General features: G+C 72.3%; 20 protein-coding genes and 1 pseudogene. 15 read left to right on the top strand and 6 right to left on the bottom strand.

Going from position 1 to position 21659, the window contains the following annotated elements; translation table 11 throughout:
- The first annotated feature begins 198 nt into the window (after positions 1 to 198).
- Positions 199 to 2739 carry a helicase-associated domain-containing protein gene (locus tag ACIA8D_RS20900; RefSeq protein WP_399234183.1) on the top strand — a complete coding sequence of 847 codons (2541 nt, stop codon included), beginning with the start codon at positions 199 to 201 and terminating at the stop codon, positions 2737 to 2739.
- 63 nt (positions 2740 to 2802) lie between these two features.
- Complete coding sequence (locus tag ACIA8D_RS20895) at positions 2803 to 4446, top strand: DNA repair helicase XPB (protein WP_399234182.1); 1644 nt, start codon at positions 2803 to 2805, stop codon at positions 4444 to 4446.
- Positions 4447 to 4690: 244 nt separating this feature from the next.
- On the opposite strand, the gene ACIA8D_RS20890 is transcribed toward ACIA8D_RS20895, so the two are convergent.
- Positions 4691 to 6958 (bottom strand): heavy metal translocating P-type ATPase, encoded by a 2268-nt coding sequence (locus ACIA8D_RS20890; RefSeq protein WP_399234180.1) that lies wholly within the window; start codon positions 6956 to 6958, stop codon positions 4691 to 4693.
- Positions 6959 to 7132: 174 nt separating this feature from the next.
- Between ACIA8D_RS20890 and ACIA8D_RS20885 the strand changes: the two genes are divergently transcribed.
- Both ACIA8D_RS20885 and ACIA8D_RS20880 read left to right on the top strand, forming a co-directional pair.
- Positions 7133 to 8038, top strand: a complete 906-nt coding sequence (locus tag ACIA8D_RS20885; RefSeq protein WP_399234178.1) for a hypothetical protein — start codon at positions 7133 to 7135, stop codon at positions 8036 to 8038.
- A gap of 46 nt (positions 8039 to 8084) precedes the next feature.
- Positions 8085 to 8780 (top strand): copper homeostasis protein CutC, encoded by a 696-nt coding sequence (locus tag ACIA8D_RS20880; protein WP_399234176.1) that lies wholly within the window; start codon positions 8085 to 8087, stop codon positions 8778 to 8780.
- A gap of 158 nt (positions 8781 to 8938) precedes the next feature.
- On the opposite strand, the gene ACIA8D_RS20875 is transcribed toward ACIA8D_RS20880, so the two are convergent.
- A complete protein-coding gene (locus tag ACIA8D_RS20875; RefSeq protein ID WP_399234257.1) occupies positions 8939 to 10903 on the bottom strand; it encodes a HelD family protein in 1965 nt (654 codons plus the stop codon).
- A gap of 361 nt (positions 10904 to 11264) precedes the next feature.
- Between ACIA8D_RS20875 and ACIA8D_RS20870 the strand changes: the two genes are divergently transcribed.
- Together ACIA8D_RS20870 and ACIA8D_RS20865 are read left to right on the top strand one after the other, a co-directional pair.
- Positions 11265 to 11921 (top strand): hypothetical protein, encoded by a 657-nt coding sequence (locus ACIA8D_RS20870; protein WP_399234174.1) that lies wholly within the window; start codon positions 11265 to 11267, stop codon positions 11919 to 11921.
- A 195-nt stretch (positions 11922 to 12116) separates the two neighbouring features.
- A complete protein-coding gene (locus ACIA8D_RS20865) occupies positions 12117 to 13364 on the top strand; it encodes a Cmx/CmrA family chloramphenicol efflux MFS transporter (RefSeq protein ID WP_399234255.1) in 1248 nt (415 codons plus the stop codon).
- Positions 13365 to 13405: 41 nt separating this feature from the next.
- Here the strand turns inward: ACIA8D_RS20865 and ACIA8D_RS20860 are convergent, their stop codons facing one another.
- Together ACIA8D_RS20860 and ACIA8D_RS20855 are read right to left on the bottom strand one after the other, a co-directional pair.
- A complete protein-coding gene (locus ACIA8D_RS20860; RefSeq protein WP_399234172.1) occupies positions 13406 to 13666 on the bottom strand; it encodes a DUF4031 domain-containing protein in 261 nt (86 codons plus the stop codon).
- 7 nt (positions 13667 to 13673) lie between these two features.
- Positions 13674 to 14054: a hypothetical protein gene (locus ACIA8D_RS20855; protein ID WP_399234171.1), complete on the bottom strand. Its 381-nt coding sequence runs from the start codon at positions 14052 to 14054 to the stop codon at positions 13674 to 13676.
- Between the two features lie 75 nt (positions 14055 to 14129).
- On the opposite strand from ACIA8D_RS20855, the gene ACIA8D_RS20850 reads away from it, so the two are divergent.
- From ACIA8D_RS20850 to ACIA8D_RS20840, 3 genes are all read left to right on the top strand, one after another.
- Positions 14130 to 15059, top strand: coding sequence for a MurR/RpiR family transcriptional regulator (locus ACIA8D_RS20850; RefSeq protein ID WP_399234169.1), 930 nt, complete (start codon positions 14130 to 14132; stop codon positions 15057 to 15059).
- Positions 15060 to 15284: 225 nt separating this feature from the next.
- Positions 15285 to 16232, top strand: a complete 948-nt coding sequence (murQ, locus tag ACIA8D_RS20845; RefSeq protein ID WP_399234168.1) for an N-acetylmuramic acid 6-phosphate etherase — start codon at positions 15285 to 15287, stop codon at positions 16230 to 16232.
- 56 nt (positions 16233 to 16288) lie between these two features.
- A complete protein-coding gene (locus ACIA8D_RS20840) occupies positions 16289 to 17848 on the top strand; it encodes a PTS transporter subunit EIIC (protein WP_399234166.1) in 1560 nt (519 codons plus the stop codon).
- Positions 17849 to 17912: 64 nt separating this feature from the next.
- Here ACIA8D_RS20840 and ACIA8D_RS20835 read toward each other — a convergent pair whose 3' ends face one another.
- Complete coding sequence (locus tag ACIA8D_RS20835; RefSeq protein WP_399234164.1) at positions 17913 to 18140, bottom strand: hypothetical protein; 228 nt, start codon at positions 18138 to 18140, stop codon at positions 17913 to 17915.
- Positions 18141 to 18220: 80 nt separating this feature from the next.
- Between ACIA8D_RS20835 and ACIA8D_RS20830 the strand changes: the two genes are divergently transcribed.
- Positions 18221 to 18511 carry a hypothetical protein gene (locus ACIA8D_RS20830; RefSeq protein ID WP_399234163.1) on the top strand — a complete coding sequence of 97 codons (291 nt, stop codon included), beginning with the start codon at positions 18221 to 18223 and terminating at the stop codon, positions 18509 to 18511.
- A gap of 65 nt (positions 18512 to 18576) precedes the next feature.
- On the opposite strand, the gene ACIA8D_RS20825 is transcribed toward ACIA8D_RS20830, so the two are convergent.
- Positions 18577 to 18798: a hypothetical protein gene (locus ACIA8D_RS20825; protein ID WP_399234161.1), complete on the bottom strand. Its 222-nt coding sequence runs from the start codon at positions 18796 to 18798 to the stop codon at positions 18577 to 18579.
- Between the two features lie 110 nt (positions 18799 to 18908).
- Here ACIA8D_RS20825 and ACIA8D_RS20820 point away from each other — a divergent pair.
- The 5 genes and pseudogenes from ACIA8D_RS20820 to ACIA8D_RS20800 all read left to right on the top strand — a co-directional run bounded on the left by ACIA8D_RS20820 (position 18909) and on the right by ACIA8D_RS20800 (position 21655).
- A pseudogene (locus ACIA8D_RS20820) lies at positions 18909 to 19686 on the top strand (helix-turn-helix domain-containing protein).
- Positions 19667 to 19897: a DUF397 domain-containing protein gene (locus ACIA8D_RS20815; RefSeq protein ID WP_399234159.1), complete on the top strand. Its 231-nt coding sequence runs from the start codon at positions 19667 to 19669 to the stop codon at positions 19895 to 19897. Before ACIA8D_RS20820 ends, ACIA8D_RS20815 begins: the two are co-directional and overlap by 20 nt.
- Before the next feature lie 230 nt (positions 19898 to 20127).
- Positions 20128 to 21057 carry a hypothetical protein gene (locus tag ACIA8D_RS20810; protein WP_399234157.1) on the top strand — a complete coding sequence of 310 codons (930 nt, stop codon included), beginning with the start codon at positions 20128 to 20130 and terminating at the stop codon, positions 21055 to 21057.
- 86 nt (positions 21058 to 21143) lie between these two features.
- Positions 21144 to 21395, top strand: coding sequence for a type II toxin-antitoxin system Phd/YefM family antitoxin (locus ACIA8D_RS20805; RefSeq protein ID WP_399234155.1), 252 nt, complete (start codon positions 21144 to 21146; stop codon positions 21393 to 21395).
- Complete coding sequence (locus ACIA8D_RS20800) at positions 21392 to 21655, top strand: Txe/YoeB family addiction module toxin (RefSeq protein WP_399234153.1); 264 nt, start codon at positions 21392 to 21394, stop codon at positions 21653 to 21655. The genes ACIA8D_RS20805 and ACIA8D_RS20800 overlap by 4 nt, the downstream gene beginning before the upstream one ends.
- The last annotated feature ends 4 nt before the right edge of the window (positions 21656 to 21659 follow it).

The following is a 21659-nucleotide window of genomic DNA, read 5'->3' as shown; positions in this document are numbered from 1 at the left end:
GCCCGGGTGGTCGCGGGTGGGCCGGGGCGGCGGGTGCGGGGTGGGCCGGGGGCCGCGCCTGCGCCCGTGCCGGGAACCGGGAACCGGGCCAGTTTCCTCGCCCATCTCCCACCCCGGCGACCGCAACACGTCAAACGCGTCCACCCCGGCAAACCGCAACAAAGGGGCACGGCAACCGCACCCGCTACCGTGGGTGGGATGAGCAGCGACGAGCAGACGCCCGCGGCAGCACCCCGCTCCCTCGCGGAAGCGCTCCGCGCGCGCGACGACGGGTCCCTCGCGGCGCTCCTGCGCTCGCGCCCCGATCTGCTCGGCCCCGTGCCGAACGACATGACGCAGCTCGCCACCCGCGCCGGCACCCGCGCCTCGGTGATCCGCGCCCTCGACCGCCTGGACCGGTACACACAACAGGTGGCGCAGGCCCTCGCGGTGGCCCCGGACCCCACGACGTACGACACGCTGGAGACCCTCCTGCCCGGCGAGGACTCCGCCGCCGCGCTGCCCCGCGCCGTCGGCACGCTGCGCGGCCAGGCCCTCGCCTGGGGCGACGGCGACCAGCTGCGCCTCGTCCGCACCGCCCGCGAACTGCTCGCCCCCACCCCCCAGCACCCGTCCCCGACCGGCCTCGGCCCGACCGTCGCCGAGGCCACGTCCGGGATGTCGCCGGGCCGCGTGCAGGACATCGTCGCGGCGGCGGGCCTGCCGTCCACGCACGACCCCGTGTCGGCCATCGCCGCGCTCACCGCCCTGTTCACCGACCCGCCCCGGATGTCGGCGCTGCTCGACGAGGCGCCGGCCGAATCCGTCGACGTACTGAACCGGCTGGTGTGGGGCCCACCGTACGGCCAGGTCACGGCCCAACCGGCGGCGCATCTGCGGTGGTTGCTCGACCGCGGCCTGCTCGTACCGACCACCCCCGGCACCGTGGTGCTGCCCCGCGAGGCGGCCCTGCACCTGCGCGGCGGCCGGGCGCACCGCGAACTCCAGCCGCTCGCACCCCCCGTACGGGAAAAGGCGACGCACCGTCCACAGGTTGTGGACGCCACCGCCGCCGCCGAGGCGTACACGGCGGTGTCGACCGTCGAGGAGCTGCTGAAGGACTGGGACGAGGGGGGACCCGCCGTTCTACGCGCGGGCGGCCTCAGCGTCCGCGACCTCAAGCGCACCGCCGTCGCCCTCGACAGCCCCGAGCCGACCGCCGCCTTCTGGGTCGAACTCGCCTACGCCGCGGGCCTGCTGGCCTCCGACGGCGAGGCCGACGAGCGGTACGCCGCCACACCCGCGTACGACGAGTGGGTGCTGCTGCCGCCCGCCGAGCGCTGGGAGCGGCTGGTCGCGGCCTGGCTCCCGGCGACCCGCACCGCGGGACTCGTCGGCGGCCGCGACGGCAAGGACCGCACGCTGTCCGCCCTCGGCCCGCACCTGGACCGTTCGGCGGCCCCCGAGGTACGCAGCCGGGTCCTCGCCCTGCTGCTCGGTGAACTGCCGGAGGGCGCGTCCCCCGAGCCGGACTCCGTCGTCGAACGCCTCACCTGGGAGCGCCCCTCCCCCGCCACCCTCGACCTGCGCACCCGCCTCGCCCAGTGGACCCTCGCCGAGGCCGAACTCCTCGGCATCACCGGCCGCGGCGCCCTGTCCGCGCACGGCCGGGCGCTGCTCACCCATCAAGCCCCGCCACCTCAAGCCCCTGCGGCGATTGAGCAGCGGGGGCCGGGGCAGAGCCCCGCGACCTCAACCCCGGCCGACCCCACGTCAACGGCGGGCGCACACCACCACCCCCTCACCCCCGCGGAGGCGGCTGTCACCGCCGCCCGCGCCGCGAAGCTGCTCGCGCCGCTGCTCCCCGAACCGCTCGACCACGTCCTCCTCCAGGCCGACCTCACGGCGGTCGCGCCCGGCCCACTGGAGCGCCCGCTCGCGGACGCGCTCTCCGTGCTCGCGGACGTCGAGTCGAAGGGCGGCGCGACGGTCTACCGCTTCACGCCCGGCTCGGTGCGCCGCGCGCTCGACGCCGGCCGCACCGCATCCGACCTCCAGACCTTCCTCACCGAGCACTCCCGTACGCCCGTCCCGCAGCCCCTCGCGTACCTCATCGACGACGTCGCCCGCCGCCACGGCCACCTGCGGATCGGCGCGGCCTCCGCGTACGTGCGCTGCGACGACGACGCCGTGCTCGGCGAGATCCTCGCGGACAAGCGGTCCGCAACCCTGCGCCTGCGCCGCCTCGCGCCGACCGTCCTCGCGGCCCAGGCCGACCCCGGCACGCTCCTCGAAGGCCTGCGCTCCATGGGCTTCGCCCCGGCCGCCGAGACCCCCGAGGGCGACGTCCTGATCGCCCGCGCGCACGCCCACCGCACCCCGGCGCGCACCGCGCCCGACCCGGTCCCGGACGGCCCGCCGCTGCCCGACGACACGCTCATCGACGCGGCGCTGCGGGCGATCCGCGCGGGCGACGCCGCCTCCACCGCGCCGCGCAAGCAGGCCCCCGCCCACCCCGGCAACGGCGAGCTGCCGCGCACCGGCTCCGCCGAGACCCTCGCCACGATGCAGGCCGCGGTCCTCACCGGCGAGGCCCTCTGGATCGGCTACGTCAACGCGGAGGGCGCCGCGAGCCAGCGCGTCATCGCCCCCGTCCGCGTCGAGGGCGGCTTCGTCACGGCGTACGACCACACGGCCGACGAGGTCCGCACGTATCCGCTGCACCGCGTGACGGGGGTGGCGGAGCTCTCCGACCAGTGACGCCACCCGTCTGCCGGGATGCGGCACACTGGAGGTTTGGCCCGTGCGGAAGGAAGTGCGTACGTGAACGGTCCACTCATCGTCCAGAGCGACAAGACCCTGCTCCTCGAGGTCGACCACGAGCAGGCCGACGCCTGCCGCCGGGCCATCGCCTCGTTCGCCGAGCTGGAGCGGGCTCCCGAGCACATCCACACCTACCGGGTGACGCCGCTCGGGCTGTGGAACGCGCGGGCCGCCGGGCACGACGCGGAGCAGGTCGTGGACGCGCTGGTGGAGTTCTCCCGCTACCCCGTGCCGCACGCGCTGCTCGTCGACATCGCCGAGACGATGGACCGCTACGGCCGCCTCACGCTCAGCAAGCACCCGGCGCACGGGCTCGTCCTCACCAGCACCGACCGGCCGGTCCTTGAGGAGATCCTCCGCTCGAAGCGGATCCAGCCGCTGGTCGGCGCCCGGATCGACGCCGACACCGTCGCCGTGCACCCCTCCGAGCGCGGCCAGATCAAGCAGACGCTGCTGAAGCTGGGCTGGCCCGCCGAGGACCTCGCCGGGTACGTGGACGGGGAGGCGCACGAGATCGCGCTCGACGAGAGCGAATGGTCGCTGCGGCCCTACCAGAAGCAGGCCGTCGAGAACTTCTGGCACGGCGGGTCCGGTGTCGTCGTGCTGCCGTGCGGCGCCGGTAAGACGCTGGTCGGCGCCGGGGCCATGGCCGAGGCGAAGGCGACCACGCTGATCCTCGTCACGAACACCGTCTCCGCGCGGCAGTGGAAGCACGAGCTCGTGAAGCGGACCTCGCTCACCGAGGACGAGATCGGTGAGTACAGCGGTACGAAGAAGGAGATCCGGCCGGTCACCATCGCGACGTACCAGGTCCTCACGACGAAGCGGAAGGGTGTGTATCCGCACCTTGAGCTGTTCGACTCCCGTGACTGGGGGCTCGTCGTGTACGACGAGGTGCACCTGCTGCCCGCGCCGGTCTTCAAGTTCACGGCCGACCTTCAGGCGCGGCGGCGGCTGGGTCTTACGGCGACGCTCGTACGTGAGGACGGGCGCGAGTCCGACGTGTTCTCGCTGATCGGGCCGAAGCGGTTCGACGCTCCGTGGAAGGAGATCGAGGCGCAGGGGTACATCGCGCCGGCGGACTGTGTCGAGGTGCGGGTCAATCTGACGGACTCCGAGCGGCTCGCCTACGCGACCGCCGAGGCCGAGGAGAAGTACCGGTTCTGTGCGACGACGGCCACGAAGCAGAAGGTGACGGAGGCGCTGGTCCGCAAGCACGCGGGGGAGCAGACGCTCGTCATCGGGCAGTACATCGACCAGCTCGACGAGCTGGGCGAGCACCTGGACGCGCCGGTGATCAAGGGCGAGACGACGAACGCGGTGCGCGAAAAGCTGTTCGACGCGTTCCGGGAGGGCGAGATCTCGGTGCTGGTCGTCTCCAAGGTGGCCAACTTCTCGATCGACCTGCCGGAGGCGACGGTCGCGATCCAGGTGTCCGGCACGTTCGGCTCGCGGCAGGAGGAGGCGCAGCGGCTCGGGCGGGTGCTGCGGCCGAAGGCGGACGGGCACGAGGCGCGGTTCTACTCCGTCGTAGCCCGGGACACCATCGACCAGGACTTCGCGGCGCATCGGCAGCGGTTCTTGGCGGAGCAGGGGTACGCGTACCGGATCGTCGACGCGGACGACCTCCTCGCGGAGAGCTGACCCGTCGCTCCTGTTGCGGCCGACCGTTCCTACGCCACGGGGCTCCGCCCCGGACCCCGCGCCTCAATCGCCGGCGGGGCTTGATCCGCCCACCGCTTTGAGCGGCAGTGATGAGGGCGCTAGGCCCAGAGCACGGTGCAGGCGACCAGGGTGTACGGGGACGCCAAGGGTTGTTGCCACCACGGGAGGTGGAGGTCCAGGTTGCCCTCGTGGGGCAGGAGCCACATGGCCTACGACACCGGGCCTACGAAACCTGCCCCTTGAACCGGCGGAGCCGCAGGCTGTTGCCGACCACGAACACCGAGGAGAAGGCCATCGCCGCCCCCGCGATCATCGGGTTCAACAGACCCGCCGCGGCGAGCGGCAGCGCCGCCACGTTGTAGGCGAAGGCCCAGAACAGGTTGCTCTTGATGGTGTTCAGCGTCCGCCGCGACAGCCGGATCGCGTCGACCGCCGCCCGCAGGTCACCGCGTACGAGGGTGAGGTCGCCGGCCTCGATCGCCGCGTCCGTCCCCGTGCCCATCGCGAGCCCGAGGTCGGCTTGTGCGAGCGCCGCCGCGTCGTTGACGCCGTCGCCGACCATGGCCACCGAACGCCCCTCGCCCTGAAGGCGCTTGACGACGTCGACCTTGTCCTGCGGGAGCACCTCGGCGATGACGTCCGCCGGGTCCGTGATGCCGACCTCGGCGGCCACGGAGCGGGCCACGGCCTCGTTGTCCCCGGTCAGCAGCACCGGCCGGAGCCCGAGCCCGCGCAGCCGCTCGATCGCCTCGGCGCTGGTCTCCTTGACCGCGTCGGCGACCTCCAGGACCGCGCGCGCCTCACCGTCCCAGGCCACGGCGATCGCCGTCCGCCCGGCCGCCTCGGCCTCGGCCTTCGCCTTGGCGAGCGCCTCGGTGAGGTAAATCTCCCACTGCGTCAGCAGCTGCTCACGGCCGACCAGCACCGCGTGCCCGTCGACGACGCCCTGGACGCCGAGGCCCGCGACGTTCACGAAGTCCTCGGGCGTCGACAGCGTGCCGACCTCCGCGGCCGCGCCCGCCGCCACGGCCTGCGCGATCGGGTGCTCGGAGGCGTGCTCCAGGGCCCCGGCGAGGCGCAGCGCCTCGGCGCGCTCGACGCCCTCGGCGGTGTGCGCGTCGAGCAGGGTCATCCGGCCGGTGGTGACGGTTCCGGTCTTGTCGAGGACGATCGTGTCGACCTGACGGGTGGTCTCCAGGACCTCCGGGCCCTTGATCAGGATGCCGAGCTGGGCGCCGCGGCCCGTGCCGACCATGAGGGCGGTGGGCGTCGCGAGCCCGAGGGCGCAGGGGCAGGCGATGATCAGTACGGCGACGGCGGCGGTGAACGCGGCGGTCAGCCCCGCGCCGTTGCCGAGCCAGAAGCCGAGCGTGGCGACGGCGAGGGCGATGACGACCGGGACGAAGACCGCGGAGATCTTGTCGGCGAGCCGCTGGGCCGCGGCCTTCCCGTTCTGGGCGTCCTCGACCAGCTTGGCCATCCGGGCGAACTGGGTGTCGGCGCCGACGCGGGTGGCCTCGACGACGAGTCGGCCGCCGATGTTCAGGGTGGCTCCGGTGACGGGGCTGCCGGCCGCGACCTCGACCGGCACGGACTCGCCGGTGAGCATGGAGGCGTCGACTGCGGAGGAGCCCTCGACGACGGTGCCGTCCGTGGCGATCTTCTCGCCGGGCCGCACCAGGAAGCGGTCCCCGACCTTCAAGTCACCCACGGGGACGGTCTGTTCGTGGCCGCCTTCGTGGAGAACGGTGACGTCCTTGGCGCCCAGTTCGAGCAGGGACCTGAGCGCGGCGCCCGCCTTGCGCTTGGAGCGCGCCTCGAAGTAGCGGCCCGCGAGGATGAAGGCGGTGACTCCCGCGGCGGCCTCCAGGTAGATGTTCCCGGCGCCGTCGCTGCGCGCGATGGTCAGCTCGAAGGGGTGCGTCATGCCCGGCTCGCCGGCCGTGCCGAAGAACAGCGCCCACAGCGACCACAGGAACGCGGCCGAGGTGCCGACCGAGATCAGCGTGTCCATCGTCGCGGCGCCGTGCCGCGCGTTCGTGAACGCCGCCTTGTGGAAGGGCCAGGCCGCGTACGTGACGACGGGCGCGGCGAGGGTGAGCGACAGCCACTGCCAGTACTGGAACTGCAGGGCCGGGACCATCGCCATCGCGATCACGGGGACCGCGAGCACGACGGCGGTGATCAGGCGCTGGCGCAGCGGCCGCAGCTCGTCGTCCTCGGCGTCCGCGGACTCCCCGTCCTCCTGCGCGGCGGGGGGCGTGGGCTCGTGCGCCGTGTAGCCGGTCGCCTCGACGGTGGCGATGAGGTCCGCGACACCGACGCCGTCGTCGAAGGTGACCTTGGCCTTCTCGGTCGCGTAATTGACGGTCGCCTCGACGCCGTCCATGCGGTTCAGCTTCTTCTCGATGCGGGCGGCGCACGACGCGCAGGTCATGCCGCCGATGGCGAGTTCCACCTGTCCCGGTGGGGCGACGGTCTGCGCCGACATGGTGCCTCCTTGGTGAAAGAGTACCCGGGGCGGGTAACCCGTGACGAGATCCATTTATACCCCTAGGGGGTATCGATTCGCAAGGGCAGAGCCGACTTGACTTGATACCCCCTAGGGGTATCTTCGTGACTACGCCCGCCGGGTCGACCGGCAACCAGCAGCCGAGGAGCCGTCATGCACACCGGACTGAAGATCACCGCCTTCGCCGCCGCCGTCGCCGCCACCTTCGGCACCGCGTACGGGGTGGGCGCCGGGGTCGCCCCCGTCACCGCCGAGGACCGGCCGGCCCCGCGGCACGGCCACGAGGAGGAGCGGAAGGAGGCGACACCGGACGGCGGCCACGGCGAGCACGGCGGGGCGACCGCCCCGGCCTCGGACGTCACGCCCGGCGGGCTCCAGGTCTCCGAGCGCGGCCACACGCTCGACCTGGAGAAGGACCGACTGGCGGGGCGCACGGGCGAGATCCGGTTCACCGTCCGCAAGGACTCCACCGGCAAGCCTCTGACCTCGTACAAGAAGGAGCACGGCAAGGAGCTGCACCTGATCGTCGCTTCCCAGGACCTGACCGCCTACCGCCATCTGCATCCCGTACGGGCCACGGACGGCACCTGGTCCACGCCGGTCTCGCTCCCGAAGGCGGGCGACTACCGGGTCTTCGCGGACTTCACCCCGCGCGGCGAGAAGGAGGGGCTCACCCTCGGCGCGAACCTCGGGGTCGCCGGGGCGTACGCGCCGGCCCCGCTGCCGGAGCACGCGACGACGGCGAAGGTCACCGACGGCTACGAGGTGAAGGTCGACGGGGAGCTGAAGGCCGGCCGCGCGAGCGAGCTGACGCTGAGCGTCGCCAAGGACGGGAAGCCGGTCACCGATCTGGAGCCGTACCTCGGCGCGTACGGGCACCTCGTCGCCCTGCGCTCCGGTGACCTGGCGTATCTTCACGTTCACCCGCACGAAGGCAGGCCCGGCCCCGAGGTCTCCTTCACGGCGACCGCGCCGAGCGCCGGGACCTACCGGCTCTTCCTGGACTTCAAGCACGACGGAGAGGTCAGGACGGCTGCGTTCACTGTGCACGCGGCGTAGTCTGGGGACATTGGACTAGACCTATCTACACCGTGACAGGAGCCCCATGAGCGAGCGTGCACTCCTGGAGGTGATCGCCCTCGACGCCGAGGACGCGGTCGCCGCCCGGGCCGGAGGTGCGGACCGGCTCGAGCTGGTCACGGACATGGCCGCGGACGGGCTCACGCCGTCCGTCGAGACCTTCTCGGCGATCCGCGAGGCCGTGGACATCCGGCTGCGCGTGATGCTGCGGCTCACCGACGGGTTCGCGGCGGGCGACACCGGCGCGCTCGTACGGGCCGCGAAGGCGCTGCGGGCGGCGGGGGCGGACGAGTTCGTGCTCGGGTTCCTCGACGAGCAGGGCGGTCCGAACCTGGCGGCGGTGGAGGCGCTCGTGGCGGAGCTGGACGGCTGCCGCTGGACGTTCCACCGGGCGATCGACCGGGCCGCCGGCCGTGACGCGCTGCGCAAGCAGTTGGCCGATCTGCCGGGGCTCGACACGTACCTCACCGCCGGGTCGGCGGACGGGGTCGATGCGGGGCTCGACGTGCTGCTCGCGGAGGCGGGGCGCGCCGCGGCCGGGGAGCCGGGGTACGAGCAGCAGATCCTGGTGGGCGGGGGACTCCGTCTGGACCATGTGCCGGGGTTGCGGGCGGCGGGGGTGTCGGCGTTCCACATCGGCGGGGCGAGTCGCCCCGCGGGGTGGTCGGCTCCGGTTTCGGCGGATGCGGTGCGGGTGTGGCGGGAGGCGCTGGACGGCTAGGGGCTCCGCCCCGGACCCCGCGCCTCAATCGCCGGCGGGGCTTGATGTGCCGGTGCAGGCCGATGCCGTCTCGCCTTGGGCAATCTGCCGCCTTGGGCGGCAGGGTGGGCAAGGCGGCCCCCGGTGCCGCGCAACAGGGTGGGCGGCACCGGCCACGGTCAGCCCAGTTGCGGCGGCAGCGGAGTCGTGTGGGTTACCAAGAGGCCGGATACCGCGCGCGTGAGCGAGACGTAGAGGCGCCGCAGGCCCGTGCGTTCGTCCGGCTCGCCGTCGACCACGGCCGCCGGTTCGTCCAGGACCACGTAGTCGTACTCCAGGCCCTTGGCCAGCGACGCCGGGACCAGCGTCAGCCGGGCGTCCGCCGTCGTCTCCTCGCCGGGAGCGAGATACCCGAGCCCCGCCTCCGCCAAGGCCAGCGCCAGCGCCCCGCACCGCGCGTCCGCCGCGATCAGCCCGACCGACCCCTCGTTGCGCAGCGCCTCCACGCACGCCGCCACCACGTCCCCGTCCCCGCCCACCGGCCGCACCTCGAAGTCCCCGGGGTTCTCCCGGACCGAGGCCACGGGCGCGAGCCCCGGCGCGATGTCCGGCAGCAGCCGGGACGCGTACGCGATGACGTCCGTCGGCACGCGGAAGCCCGCCGTCAGCTCCTCCACGACCGCGTCCGCCTTCCCGAGGTGGGACAGCGCCTCGTCCCAGCTCCGCGTCGCCCACGGGGTCGTCCCCTGCGCGAGGTCCCCGAGCACCGTCACCGAACCCGTCGTCGCGCGCCGCCCCACCGCCCGGTACTGCATCGGCGACAGGTCCTGCGCCTCATCGAGCACCACGTGCCCCAGCGAGTGCGTCCGCCCGATCAGATCCATCGCCTCGTCGATCAACACCGCGTCGGCGGCAGCCCACTTGGCGCTCTTCACGCTCCGCGCGGGCTTCGCCCACAGCACGGTCTTCTGCTCGTCCTCGTCGAGCAGCCCGGCCGCGTGCTCGGCGAGGAAGTCCGCGTCCGACAGCAGCCGCAGCACCAGCTTCGCCGGATCGACCGCCGGCCACACCTCCTTGACCACGGCCTTCACGGCGGCATTGCGCGCCACCGCGTTCTGCACCCGGTCGTCCGGCGCCTCGCCCGCCCGCTCCATCTGCACGAGCACGGCGTGCGCGATCCGCTGCGGCAGCGCCTCGCGCGCCGCCCCGTACCGCATGTCGCGCGCCATCAACTCCCGTACGATCTCCTCCAGTTCGTAGGAAGCGACGCGCCAGCGGCGTGAACCGCGCACCACCACGAGCCCCTCGCCCGGCAGCGCGATGTGCGAGCGCAGCGACCGCCGCAGCACCTCGGCCATCCGCGCGTCGCCCTTCACGAGCGCGGCGGCGGGATCGTCGACGCCGCGCACCTCCACGTGCGCGACGAGGTCGTCTACCGTCGCCTGTTTGACCTCCAACTCGCCGAGTGCGGGCAGCACTTGCTCGATGTAGTGGAGGAAGGACGCGTTCGGCCCGATCACCAAGGTGCCCGTGCGGGCGAGACGTTCCCGGTGCGCGTAGAGGAGATACGCGACGCGGTGCAGGCCCACCGCCGTCTTTCCGGTGCCCGGACCGCCCTGCACGCACACGGATCCGGCGAGCCCGCTCCTGACGATCTCGTCCTGCTCCGGCTGAATGGTGGCAACGATGTCGCGCATCGGGCCGACACGCGGCCGCTCGATCTCCTGCTGGAGCAGCTTGCTGGTCTGCTCCGCCTCCGTCGGGTCGGTGAGGTGCTCGTCCTCGTACGCGGTGAGGTCGCCGCCCGTGTAACCGAAACGGCGGCGCAGCGCGACGTCCATCGGGTCCTTCTTGGAGGCCCGGTAGAAGGGCTGCGACACGGGCGCGCGCCAGTCGATGACCATCGGGTCGCCCTCGGCGTCGTGCACGTGCCGCCGCCCGATGTAGAACTTCTCGCCCTCCGCGCCCTCGGCGACGTCCGCGCCCGGGGCGTGCAGATAGTCGAGGCGGCCGAAGAACAGCGGGGTGTGGCTGAGGTCGGCGAGGGCCTTGATCCGCTCGTCGATCTGGTGCTGGAGCACCTCGGCGTTCACCCAGTTCGCGGTGACGTCGCGGATGTCGAGCGCCTCCGCGTCCTCGCGCATCGCGCGCAGCGCGGAACGGGACGAGACCAGGTGCGTGCGCTCGCGGTCGAGCGGCGAGGTCGAGGGTGCGGACGACGACGGTGACGTGCTCACGGGGTGCTGCCTCCGGTTCCGGGTACGCGTGTGCGAGGTCCCGGCCGGTTTCCGTCCGGTCGGCGGCGCTCCGGACTGCCGTCCGGGGGACGGACAGGGAGGCGGGCAGACGGGCGAGTGTACGGGACGGCTGCCGCCGGGATCCAACGGTTTTCTTCCGGTCGACCGGAGAGTGGCGGTCGACCGGCCGTCGGCCGCGGGGCTCTGCCCCGGGCCCCGCTGCTCAATCGCCACAGGGGCTTGATTCGGCGGTACTAAGGTCGATCCCATGACGGACGACGACCACACGGCCTTTCCGGAACTGCGTGAGCGCTGGGCCCGTGCCCTGCGGGCCGCGACCGCGGACGCGGAGCTCGACCCGTATCCGTACGCCGACAATCTCCTGGCCCGGTGGTCCGAGCCGCAGCGGAAGTACCACACGGTCGAGCATCTGGCGGCGGTGCTCGACCACATCGACGTGCTGGCGGAGCACGCGGAGCGGCCCGAGCTCGTACGGCTCGCGGCCTGGTTCCACGACGCGGTGTACCGGCCCGACCGCTCGGAGAACGAGGAGCGGTCCGCCGCCCTCGCCGAACGCGCCCTGACGGAGGCCGGGTTGGCGCCCGGGGCCGTCGCCGAGGTGGCCCGTCTCGTCCTGCTCACCGTCACCCACGACCCGGACGAGGACGACACCGACGGCGAGGCGCTGTGCGATGCCGACCTGGCGATCCTGGCCGCGCCCGCCCCCGCGTACGCCGCGTACACCAAGGCCGTCCGCGCGGAGTACGCCTTCGTGCCGGACGAGGCGTTCCGCGAGGGGCGCGCCGGGGTGCTGCGTCAGCTCCTCGGTCTGCCACGGCTGTTCCGCACGCCGCACGGCAGGTCCCACTGGGAGTCCGCCGCCCGCGAGAACCTGACCGCCGAGCTGGAGTTGCTCACTCCCTGAAGCAGTCACTGAAGCAGTCACTGAAGCAGTCACTGAAGCAGTACGTGCCGCGCTGCGTGTGAACGGCGTACGAACGGTTCTCGACGGGCCGCCGGTCCGGGAATGCCACCTGTCACGCCCAGGTTGGCTCCTTACATGTCCCCACAGCCCAGTCCAGACTCCCCCGACTCCCCAGCCCCCCGCTCGAACGCCCGGATGCCGCTGGCCGTCTACATCCTCGGCCTGAGCGTCTTCGCCCTCGGGACCAGCGAGTTCATGCTCTCCGGGATCCTCCCCGCGGTCGCCGACGACATGGACGTCACGATCCCGCAGGCCGGGCTGCTGATCTCGGCCTTCGCGATCGGCATGGTGGTGGGCGCCCCGCTGCTGGCCGTGGCGACGCTGCGGCTGCCCCGCCGGACCACCCTGATCTCGCTCATCACGGTGTTCGGCCTCGGCCAGGTCGCGGGTGCGCTCGCCCCGACCTACGCGGTCCTGTTCGCCTCCCGCGTCGTCTCCGCCCTCGCCTGCGCCGGCTTCTGGGCGGTCGGCGCGGCGGTCGCCATCGCGATGGTGCCGGTGAACCAGCGGGCCCGCGCCATGGCCGTGATGATCGGCGGCCTGTCGATCGCGAACGTGCTCGGCGTCCCCGCGGGCGCGTTCCTCGGCGACGGGCTCGGCTGGCGCGCCGCGTTCTGGGCGGTGGGCGTCGCCTCCGCCATCGCCCTCGTCGGCATCGTGACGCTCGTGCCGAAGATCCCGCTGCCCGCCGAGCGGCCGCGCCTGAAGCGGGAGTTGAGCATCTACGCCGACCGTCAGGTGTGGCTCTCGATCGCTGTCACCGCGCTCGCCGCAGGTGGCGTCTTCTGCGCGTTCAGCTATCTCTCGCCGCTGCTGACCGATGTCGCGGGGCTGGCCGAGAGCTGGGTCCCGGCCGTCCTCGCCCTGTTCGGGCTCGGCGCCCTCGCCGGTACGACGCTGGGCGGGCGGATCGCCGACGCGCACCTCTTCGGGGTGCTGCTGACCGGCATCACCGCCTCGACGGTGTTCCTCGCGGCGCTCGCCGTGCTCGGCCACTTCGCCGTGGCGGCGGTGCTGCTGTCGTTCCTGCTCGGCTTCTCCGCGTTCTACACGGCGCCGGCCCTCAACGCCCGGATGTTCAACGTCGCGGGCGCCGCGCCCACGCTGGCGGGTGCCACCACGACCGCCGCGTTCAACCTGGGCAACACGGGTGGGCCGTGGCTCGGCGGCACGGTCATCGACGCGGGGCTCGGGTATCCGGCCACGGCGTGGGCCGGCGGCGCGATGACGGTCGTGGCGCTCGCGGCGACGGTGGTGTCGTTGCGGCTGCACCGGCGGACGCGGTCGAAGGTCGTGACGGGGTCCGGGGCCGTGGCCGCGGCCGACACCGGGAGCGTGTCCGACGTCGCGGGGCTCCGCGCCTCAAGCGCCGGCGAGGCCTGACATCGCCGACGGGGCCCGAGGTCACCGGCCGACAGCCGGGATCACCCGCGTTTCCGCCTCCGCAGACCCGCCTCCGTGAGTCTGCGGACCAGTTCCTTCGAGCCGATCTCGACCGCCCCCGCGCGCACCGCGTCCGCGTACCGGTGCGACGGGATGTCGTAATGGTCGCGCTCGAAGGCGCGCGGCGGCACCCCCAACCGTTCGGCGAACGCGTGCAGTTCGTCGTAGGAGACATCGCTGACCAGGTGCGACCACATGCGGTCGTGCCCCGGCCAGTTCGGCGGGTCGATGTAGACCGTCACGAGCGCGTCACCCCGTCACCGAGCCGAGGCCGCCGATCGGCGCCACGCTCACGCCCGCCTCCGAGCACACCCAGTGCGGGTCCGCGCCCAGCTCCGGCTCGACGTCCAGCGCGTGCGGGGCCTCCGCGCCCGAGCCGGGGCCGCACACCGGGCACAGCGGCCAGCGGCCGTGCCGCTCCAGGATCCCGTCCTTGACGTCCTGGGCGACGAGACCGGTCACGAACTCCACCCCCTCCGGCCACTGCTCCACCCACCAGCGCCGCGAGACGATCGACTCCTCCACCAGCGAGACGATGTCCGGATCCGCGACGTCGCCCGCCTTCAGATCCGCGAGCACGAGCGCGCGGGCCGCGTGCAGGGCCTGCTCCAAGGGGCTGATGGTGTCCATACAACCAATTGTGTGCCATACGGCACGGCCGAAGGACTCTTGACCCCGGCCCCGCCCGAAAATATCTTTCAATACGTGAGCAATGATGTGAAGGAAAGTTTCGGCGGGGACGCGCCACCGGCACCCGCGGCCCTCGCCGCGAAGGTGCGCACCCTCGCGCCCTCCATGACCCGGTCCATGCAGCGGGTCGCCGAGGCGGTCGCCGGGGACCCGGCCGGTTGCGCCGCCCTGACTGTCACCGGACTCGCCGAGCTCACCGGCACCAGCGAGGCCACGGTGGTGCGCACCGCCCGCATCCTCGGGTACCCCGGCTACCGGGACCTGCGCCTCGCGCTCGCCGGGCTCGCCGCCCAGCAGCAGTCGGGGCGGGCGCCCGCCGTCACCGCGGACATCGCCGTCGACGACCCGCTGACCGACGTCGTCGCCAAGCTCGCCTACGACGAGCAGCAGACCCTCGCCGACACCGCCGCCGGACTCGACACCGCGCAGCTCGGCGCCGCCGTGACCGCCATGGCGGGTGCGGGCCGCGTCGAGATCTACGGCATGGCGGCCTCCGGCCTCGTGGCCCAGGACCTCGCGCAGAAGCTGCTGCGGATCGGCCGGCACGCGTACGCGCACTCCGATCCGCACCTGGCCGTCCACAACGCGGTGACGCTTCGCGCGGGGGACGTGGCGGTGGCGATCACCCACTCCGGCACGACCGGGGACGTGATCGAGCCGCTGCGGGTCGCCTTCGAGCGCGGCGCCACCACGATCGCGATCACCGGGCGTCCGCGCAGCCCGGTCTCGCAGTACGCCGACCACATACTGACGACGTCCATCGCCCGGGAGAGCGAGCTGCGGCCCGCGGCGATGTCCTCGCGGACGAGCCAGCTGCTCGTCGTGGACTGCCTGTTCGTGGGCATCGCCCAGCGCACGTACGAGACGGCGGCGCCGGCGCTCTCCGCGTCGTACGAGGCGCTGGCCCACCGCCATCAGCCCGGTCCGCGGGGTGGGCGCCAGTGATGTCCGCCCGACCGCTCCCCACGCCACGGGGCTCCGCCCCGGACCCCGCGCCTCAATCGCCGGCGGGGCTTGATTCGGCTCGGCTCATCAAGCCCCTGCGGCGATCGAGCAGGCCTTTCAAGCCCCTGCGGCGATTGAGCAGCGGGGTCCGGGGCAGAGCCCCGCGGCCATGACGCCGTCCCAGCGCAACGAGACACCCGCCCACACAGAGAGCCGCCCCTCACGATGACCGCCACCCCCGACGCCACGTACAGCGACCTCCGCGCACAACTGGCCACCCTCACGACGGAGGCCTTCCGGCCGGAACTCGCCGAGATCGACCAGCTCTCCACGCTGGAGATCGCCAAGCTGATGAACGGCGAGGACGCCACCGTCCCCACCGCCGTCGCCGCCCAGCTCCCCCAGATCTCCGCCGCCATCGACGGCATCGCCGACCGCATGGCCCGCGGCGGCCGCCTGATCTACGCGGGCGCCGGCACCGCGGGCCGGATGGGCGTCCTCGACGCCTCCGAGTGCCCGCCCACCTTCAACACCTGGGACGGCCAGGTCGTCGGCCTGATCGCGGGCGGCCCGTCCGCCATGGTCAAGGCCGTCGAGGGCGCCGAGGACTCCAAGGACCTCGCCGCCGCCGACCTGGCCGGCATCGACCTCACCGAGAACGACATCGTCGTCGGCATCTCCGCCTCGGGCCGCACCCCGTACGCGATCGGCGCCGTCGAGCACGCCCGCACCACGTACGGCGCGCTCACCGTCGGCCTGTCCTGCAACGCGGACAGCGCGCTGGCCGCCGCCGCGGACCACGGCATCGAGGTCGTCGTGGGACCCGAGCTGCTCACCGGCTCCACCCGCCTGAAGGCGGGCACGGCCCAGAAGCTCGTCCTCAACATGCTGTCGACGATCTCCATGATCCGGCTCGGCAAGACGTACGGGAACCTCATGGTCGACGTGCGTGCCTCCAACGAGAAGCTGCGGGCCCGCTCCCGCCGCATCGTCTCCCTCGCCACCGGCGCCGACGACGCCGCCATCGAGGCCGCGCTCGCCGCGACCGACGGCGAGGTCAAGAACGCCATCCTCGTCGTCCTCGGCGACGTCGACGGCCCGACCGCCGACCGGCTCCTGACGGAGTCCGACGGCCACCTGCGCGCCGCACTCGCGGCCGCCGCCACCAAGTAGTCCCGAACGAACCACCCGTCCCCGAGCACCACCTGCACAGCAAGGCAAGACGCACCATGGCCGATAACGCCGAGAACAAGAACCGCGCCGTCGCCGCCGCGATCCTCCCGCTCGTCGGCGGCGCAGCGAACGTCACCTCCGTGGTCCACTGCATGACCCGGCTCAGGCTGGGTCTCGCGGACCGTTCGCTCGTCCAGGACGAGGCCCTCAAGGCGCTTCCCGATGTCATGGGCGTCGTCGAGGACGAGACGTACCAGATCGTGCTCGGGCCGGGGAAGGTCGCCCGGGTCACGCCCGAGTTCGAGACCCTCGTGGAAGAGGGGAAGGCAGCGGCCCCCGCCCCGGCGCCCGAGCCCTCCTCCGCGCACTCCGCCGACGGCCTCGCCTCCCAGGGCGCCGCGATCAAGGCGCAGCAGAAGGCAAAGAACGCCACCCCGTTCAAGCTCTTCCTGCGCAAGATCGCCAACATCTTCGTGCCGCTGATCCCGGCCCTGATCGGCTGCGGCATCATCGCCGGGCTCAACGGCCTGATGATCAACCTGGGCTGGCTGCCCGGAGTCACCCCGGCCCTCGGCGCCATCGCCTCCGGCTTCATGGCGCTGATCGCGGTCTTCGTCGGCTACAACACCGCCAAGGAGTTCGGCGGTACGCCGATCATCGGCGGCGCCGTCGCGGCGATCATCGTCTACCCGGGCGTCGCCGACATCTCGGCGTTCGGGCACAAGCTCGCCCCCGGCCAGGGCGGTGTGCTCGGCGCGCTCGGCGCGGCCGTGCTCGCGGTCTACATCGAGAAGTGGTGCCGCAAGTGGGTGCCCGAGTCGCTCGACGTGCTGGTCACGCCCACCCTCACGATCCTCATCTCCGGCCTGGTCACGATCTTCGGCCTGATGTTCGTCGCGGGCGAGGTATCCACCGCCATCGGCACGGGCGCCAACTGGCTCCTGGAGAACACCGGCGTCTTCGCCGGCGCGGTCCTCGGCGGCCTCTTCCTCCCGCTGGTGATGCTCGGCCTGCACCAGGCCCTGATCCCCATCCACACCACGCTCATCGAACAGCAGGGCTACACAGTGCTGCTGCCCATCCTGGCGATGGCGGGCGCTGGCCAGGTCGGCGCGGCGATCGCCGTCTTCAAGAAGCTCAAGCACAACCACTCGATCCGCAAGACCATCAAGTCGGCGCTCCCCGCGGGCTTCCTGGGAGTGGGCGAGCCCCTCATCTACGGTGTCTCGCTCCCGCTCGGCCGCCCCTTCGTCACGGCGTGCATCGGCGGCGCGGCGGGCGGCGCGTTCATCGGCGTCTTCTCGATGCTCGGCTACCAGGTCGGCTCCACCGCGATCGGCCCGTCGGGCTGGGCGCTGTTCCCGCTGCTCGACGGCAACCACGGCCTGGGCGTGACCGCCGCGATCTACCTGGGCGGCCTGCTCGTCGGTTACGCCGTCGGCTTCCTGGCGACGTACTACTTCGGCTTCACGCAGGACATGCTCGTCGAGTTCAACCAGGACGTCGACGCGGGCGAGTCCCCCGAGGCGCGGGCCGAGGAGGGCCCGTCGGCCCCGGTCCTGGATTCGGACCCCGCGCCCAAGGACCCGGAGCCGAAAGAACCGGCAAAGGTCTGACACCGGTCACCACGAAAGGGCGGCACCCCACGGAATGGGGTGCCGCCCTTCTCGTACGTACGAACTAGCGGAGCGGCTCGTAGGAGCCCAGGTAGTACACGCCCGACTCCTGGGGCATCTCCGTCAGACCGCTCGACGCCTGCAAGGCCTCCCACCCCTCGTTCGACATGATCACGGTGCCGGAGTCCGGAACCGGATCATGATCGGCAGCGGATGCCACAGGAGCGCCCACGCCCGCCAAGGCCGCCACCGCCAGAGTCGTCGTCAGTACGCGCACACGCAGGCTGCTCATCATGCCCACCCAACGAGCCGCGTCACCCGCGGGTCACCGCTCCACATGCGCCCCGCCCCGCCCTCCCGCATCCTGGCCCCATGGCTGACAGCACCCTTTCGAAGATCTCCTGGAACGAGTTCCGCCCGGACCGGCGCCGACTGACCGCGGGGGCCGCGCTCACCGGTGTCGGCACGCTCACGGCGATGGCCGGGGTCGGCGTCCTCGTCTACGAGCTGGCCCGCGCGGGCCGCAACTGGACCGGCTCCTGGGAGGTCCCGCCCTCCGAAATGGCCACCCGCGCCTTCCACCAGGCGCAGGCCGCGGCCACCAGCGCCACCCGTGCGGGCCGCGACACCTGGCAGAGCTTCTCCGAGCAGTCCTCGGCCTGACCGGTCGGCCGAAACCCGCGCCCGAGACCCTTCGCCACGGGCGCGGGTTTCGGCTGCCCGGAGGCTCAGCCCCCGCGCCGCCCCTCGTGCAGTACGGCGACGATCCGCATCGCCGTATCGAAGTTCACGCGTCCGAGGTCGACGAGCGGATACCCGGCCTCGCCCGCCGCCGACACCGGGTCCACCCGCAGTGACGGCAGCACGATGCTCAACACTGCGGTCTCCGCCCGTAGTTGCGCGACCACCTCCTCGACCACCCGCAACCGCTCCGCGCTCCGCACCGCCATCACGCACTCCTCCACTCCCGGTTCCACGTTCGCCACACAGAGTGACCGACCCCGCTCTACGCTGGCCAGGGGCAGCGGCCCAACAGACACCGCTGCTGGACCGGGAGTTGATGCACGTGACCGGACCGAAGGACCTCGACCCGTCGTCGCGCCGCGTAATGATCGGCGAGGAACTCCGCCACACCCGCGAAAGAGCGGACCTCACCCAACAGGCCCTGGGTGAGCTGCTGTTCGTCAGTGGCTCGTACGTGGGCCAGATGGAGGCGGGAACGCGGCGCATCCTGCCGGACATGGCGGCCCGCCTCGACGAGGAGCTGGGCACGGGCGGCTTCTTCGTCCGCAACTGCCGCAAGGCGAACCGGTCCCGCTTCCCCGACCACTTCGCGGAGGCGGCGGAGGCGGAGGCCATGGCGACGGCCATCCGTCAGTACGCGGCCCTGCTCATCCCCGGCCTGCTCCAGACACGCTCGTACGCGGCGGCGGTCTTCCACGCGTACCAGCCCACCGCTCCGGACGACCGGGTGGACGGTCCTGGACGAGGCGGCACTGCGCCGCGCGGTCGGCGGACCACAGGTCATGGCGGAGGCCCTGCGTCACGTGGCGGACCTGGCGCGGCGCCACCGCGTACTGGTGCAGGTCCTGCCGTTCGGCGCGGGCGCGCACGCGGCGATGGAGGGCTCAGTCAAGCTGATGGAGTTCGAGGACGCCCCGCCGCTCTCCTTCGTCGAGGCCCCCGACATGGGCAGGCTCACCGACGACCCGGCCACGGTCGCCCGCCACACCTTCATGTTCAACCTCCTCCAGGCGACGGCGCTTTCGCCCGTGGATTCCCTGGCCCTCATCGAGACGGTGGCGCAGGATTACCCCCATGAGGAACTACATCCCTGAGTACGACCGGAACGACGCCGCCGCCTGTAGCTGGCGCAAGTCCAGCTACAGCGGCGGCAGCGGAGGCGACTGCCTCGAAGTCGCCGACGCCCACACCCCGGCGACGGGCATCGTGCCGGTCCGCGACTCCAAGAACCCCGACGGCCCGAAGCTCGTGCTCCGGGCGGAGACCTGGTCCGCGTTCATCGCCGACCTGCGGCGCACCCCGTAACCACCGCCCCGAGGCTCAAGCCCCGCGCCCCGAGCACTGCTTTCATGGATTGGGAGGTGGGTCTCAACCCACCCTCCCACCCTGCGAGTTGAGGAAAGCAGACACTTTTCGTCACCGGCTTGCCACGGAGGGTGACGACGCTCTAACGTGCCCGATAACCGAACGACCCCCGCCGGTGCGCCAACACCTAACGGGGGTCTATCCACCGAGATCTTGCAGAAGGAGATCCCGTGGCTGACGCCCACTTTAGTGCCGCCCCCGCCCCCACGCACGCCGCCTCGGCGGCCCCCGAGCCGCATCCGGCCGCGAATCCGGGCTACGGGAAGCGTTCCGCACCGGACCAACTCCCCCGAACAGGCGAGGACTTCGCACACCTGCCTGTACGGGAGGCGTACATCGCCGGGTACATCGACCGCCTGCCCGACGGCTCGGACATCTCCGTGAAGACGCTCGCCAAACACCTCCCGTACGGCCAGGCGGCACTGCGCACGGCCCTCAACAACCTGCACCGGGCAGGCCACTTGAGGCGAGGCCGGGAACACATCCAGGGCTCGGGAAGCGCCCGCTGGGTCACCCGCAGCTGGTTCTCCCGCACGGCGCGCGGCGACGCGTGGTGGACGGCGTACGTACGAGGCGACGTACCGGAAGAGGCGACCTCACAGGCGCAGGAGGAGGCGCCGGAAGAACCCGAACCGGCCCGGGGCTCCACCCCCACCCGCAGCCGCGCACTTACGCTGCTCGCCGCGCTCGGGCGCACGGCACCGTCGCTGGCCCTGTCGGCGGCGGAGTGCGCGCGGCTCGCACCGGAGGTGGAGGCCTGGTTCGCGCGGGGCGCGACGGAGGCGACGCTGACGCAAGCCCTGACAGCGGGCCTACCCACCCCGGTCCACAGCCCTGCGGCTCTCCTGACCCGCCGCCTGCGCGACAAACTCCCGCCACCACCACCCGAGCCCCGCAGGTCTCTGCGCCTCCTGGAATGCGGAAAGTGCGGCGCTCCCGGCCGCCCCGAGGCCCTGCCGGGCGGCTTCTGCACCCCATGCAGCAGCATCCTCCCCGCCTCCCCGCCCGCGGGCATGCTCACCCCGGAAGCCGTCCGCGCCCGCGCCGCGGAGATCCGAAGAGCGGTGATGGCATACACGCGGGAAGGAACCCGCGTATGACGCACCGGCCCTACCTTGCCGCCCCACACCACCAGACGTACAGTTTTCTGTACGTACGGGATCCCGTACAGGACGGAGGAGCCGCGATGCGCACCATGACCTACACCGAGTCCCGCGCGAAGTACGCGGAAACGCTCAACGCGGTCGTCGACGACCGTGAGGAAGTAATAGTGACTCGCGCGGGCCGGGAGCCGGTCGTCATCGTGGCGCTCGACGAGTACGAGTCGCTGAAGGAGACGGCGTACCTGCTGCGCAGTCCGGAGAACGCGCGGCGCATCCTGGCCGCCATCGACGACCTGGAGAACGGCGGCGGTACGGTCAGGGAGCTGCTCGATTGAAGCTCGTCTGGCAGGAGAAGGCCTGGGCCGACTACGTGCGGTGGCAGGAGCAGGACCGCAAGGTGCTGAAGCGCATCAACGCGCTGCTCCAGGACATCGCCCGCAACGGCTCCGACGAGGGCATCGGCAAGCCTGAGCCTCTGAAGCACGGCTTCCACGGTTACTGGTCCCGCCGCATCACCGACGAACACCGTCTGATCTACAAGGTCGTCGAGGACGAGGTCCGCATCGCGGCCTGCCGCTACCACTACGGACGATGAAACG

This window comes from Streptomyces sp. NPDC051684, assembly GCF_044453445.1.
Classification (GTDB): domain Bacteria; phylum Actinomycetota; class Actinomycetes; order Streptomycetales; family Streptomycetaceae; genus Streptomyces.
Note: the sequence above shows the minus strand (reverse complement) of the source record. Positions and strands in the feature narration are given on the sequence as shown.

Excerpts from the sequence above, each read along its gene's own strand:
- ACIA8D_RS20900 (WP_399234183.1), top strand. The coding sequence starts at position 199 with ATGAGCAGCGACGAGCAGACGCCCGCGGCAGCACCCCGCTCCCTCGCG.
- ACIA8D_RS20890 (WP_399234180.1), bottom strand. The coding sequence starts at position 6,958 with ATGTCGGCGCAGACCGTCGCCCCACCGGGACAGGTGGAACTCGCCATC.
- ACIA8D_RS20885 (WP_399234178.1), top strand. The coding sequence starts at position 7,133 with ATGCACACCGGACTGAAGATCACCGCCTTCGCCGCCGCCGTCGCCGCC.
- ACIA8D_RS20880 (WP_399234176.1), top strand. The coding sequence starts at position 8,085 with ATGAGCGAGCGTGCACTCCTGGAGGTGATCGCCCTCGACGCCGAGGAC.
- ACIA8D_RS20875 (WP_399234257.1), bottom strand. The coding sequence starts at position 10,903 with ATGCGCGAGGACGCGGAGGCGCTCGACATCCGCGACGTCACCGCGAAC.
- ACIA8D_RS20870 (WP_399234174.1), top strand. The coding sequence starts at position 11,265 with ATGACGGACGACGACCACACGGCCTTTCCGGAACTGCGTGAGCGCTGG.
- ACIA8D_RS20865 (WP_399234255.1), top strand. The coding sequence starts at position 12,117 with ATGCCGCTGGCCGTCTACATCCTCGGCCTGAGCGTCTTCGCCCTCGGG.
- ACIA8D_RS20855 (WP_399234171.1), bottom strand. The coding sequence starts at position 14,054 with ATGGACACCATCAGCCCCTTGGAGCAGGCCCTGCACGCGGCCCGCGCG.
- murQ (WP_399234168.1), top strand. The coding sequence starts at position 15,285 with ATGACCGCCACCCCCGACGCCACGTACAGCGACCTCCGCGCACAACTG.
- ACIA8D_RS20840 (WP_399234166.1), top strand. The coding sequence starts at position 16,289 with ATGGCCGATAACGCCGAGAACAAGAACCGCGCCGTCGCCGCCGCGATC.
- ACIA8D_RS20835 (WP_399234164.1), bottom strand. The coding sequence starts at position 18,140 with ATGAGCAGCCTGCGTGTGCGCGTACTGACGACGACTCTGGCGGTGGCG.
- ACIA8D_RS20830 (WP_399234163.1), top strand. The coding sequence starts at position 18,221 with ATGGCTGACAGCACCCTTTCGAAGATCTCCTGGAACGAGTTCCGCCCG.
- ACIA8D_RS20825 (WP_399234161.1), bottom strand. The coding sequence starts at position 18,798 with ATGGCGGTGCGGAGCGCGGAGCGGTTGCGGGTGGTCGAGGAGGTGGTC.
- ACIA8D_RS20815 (WP_399234159.1), top strand. The coding sequence starts at position 19,667 with ATGAGGAACTACATCCCTGAGTACGACCGGAACGACGCCGCCGCCTGT.
- ACIA8D_RS20805 (WP_399234155.1), top strand. The coding sequence starts at position 21,144 with ATGCGCACCATGACCTACACCGAGTCCCGCGCGAAGTACGCGGAAACG.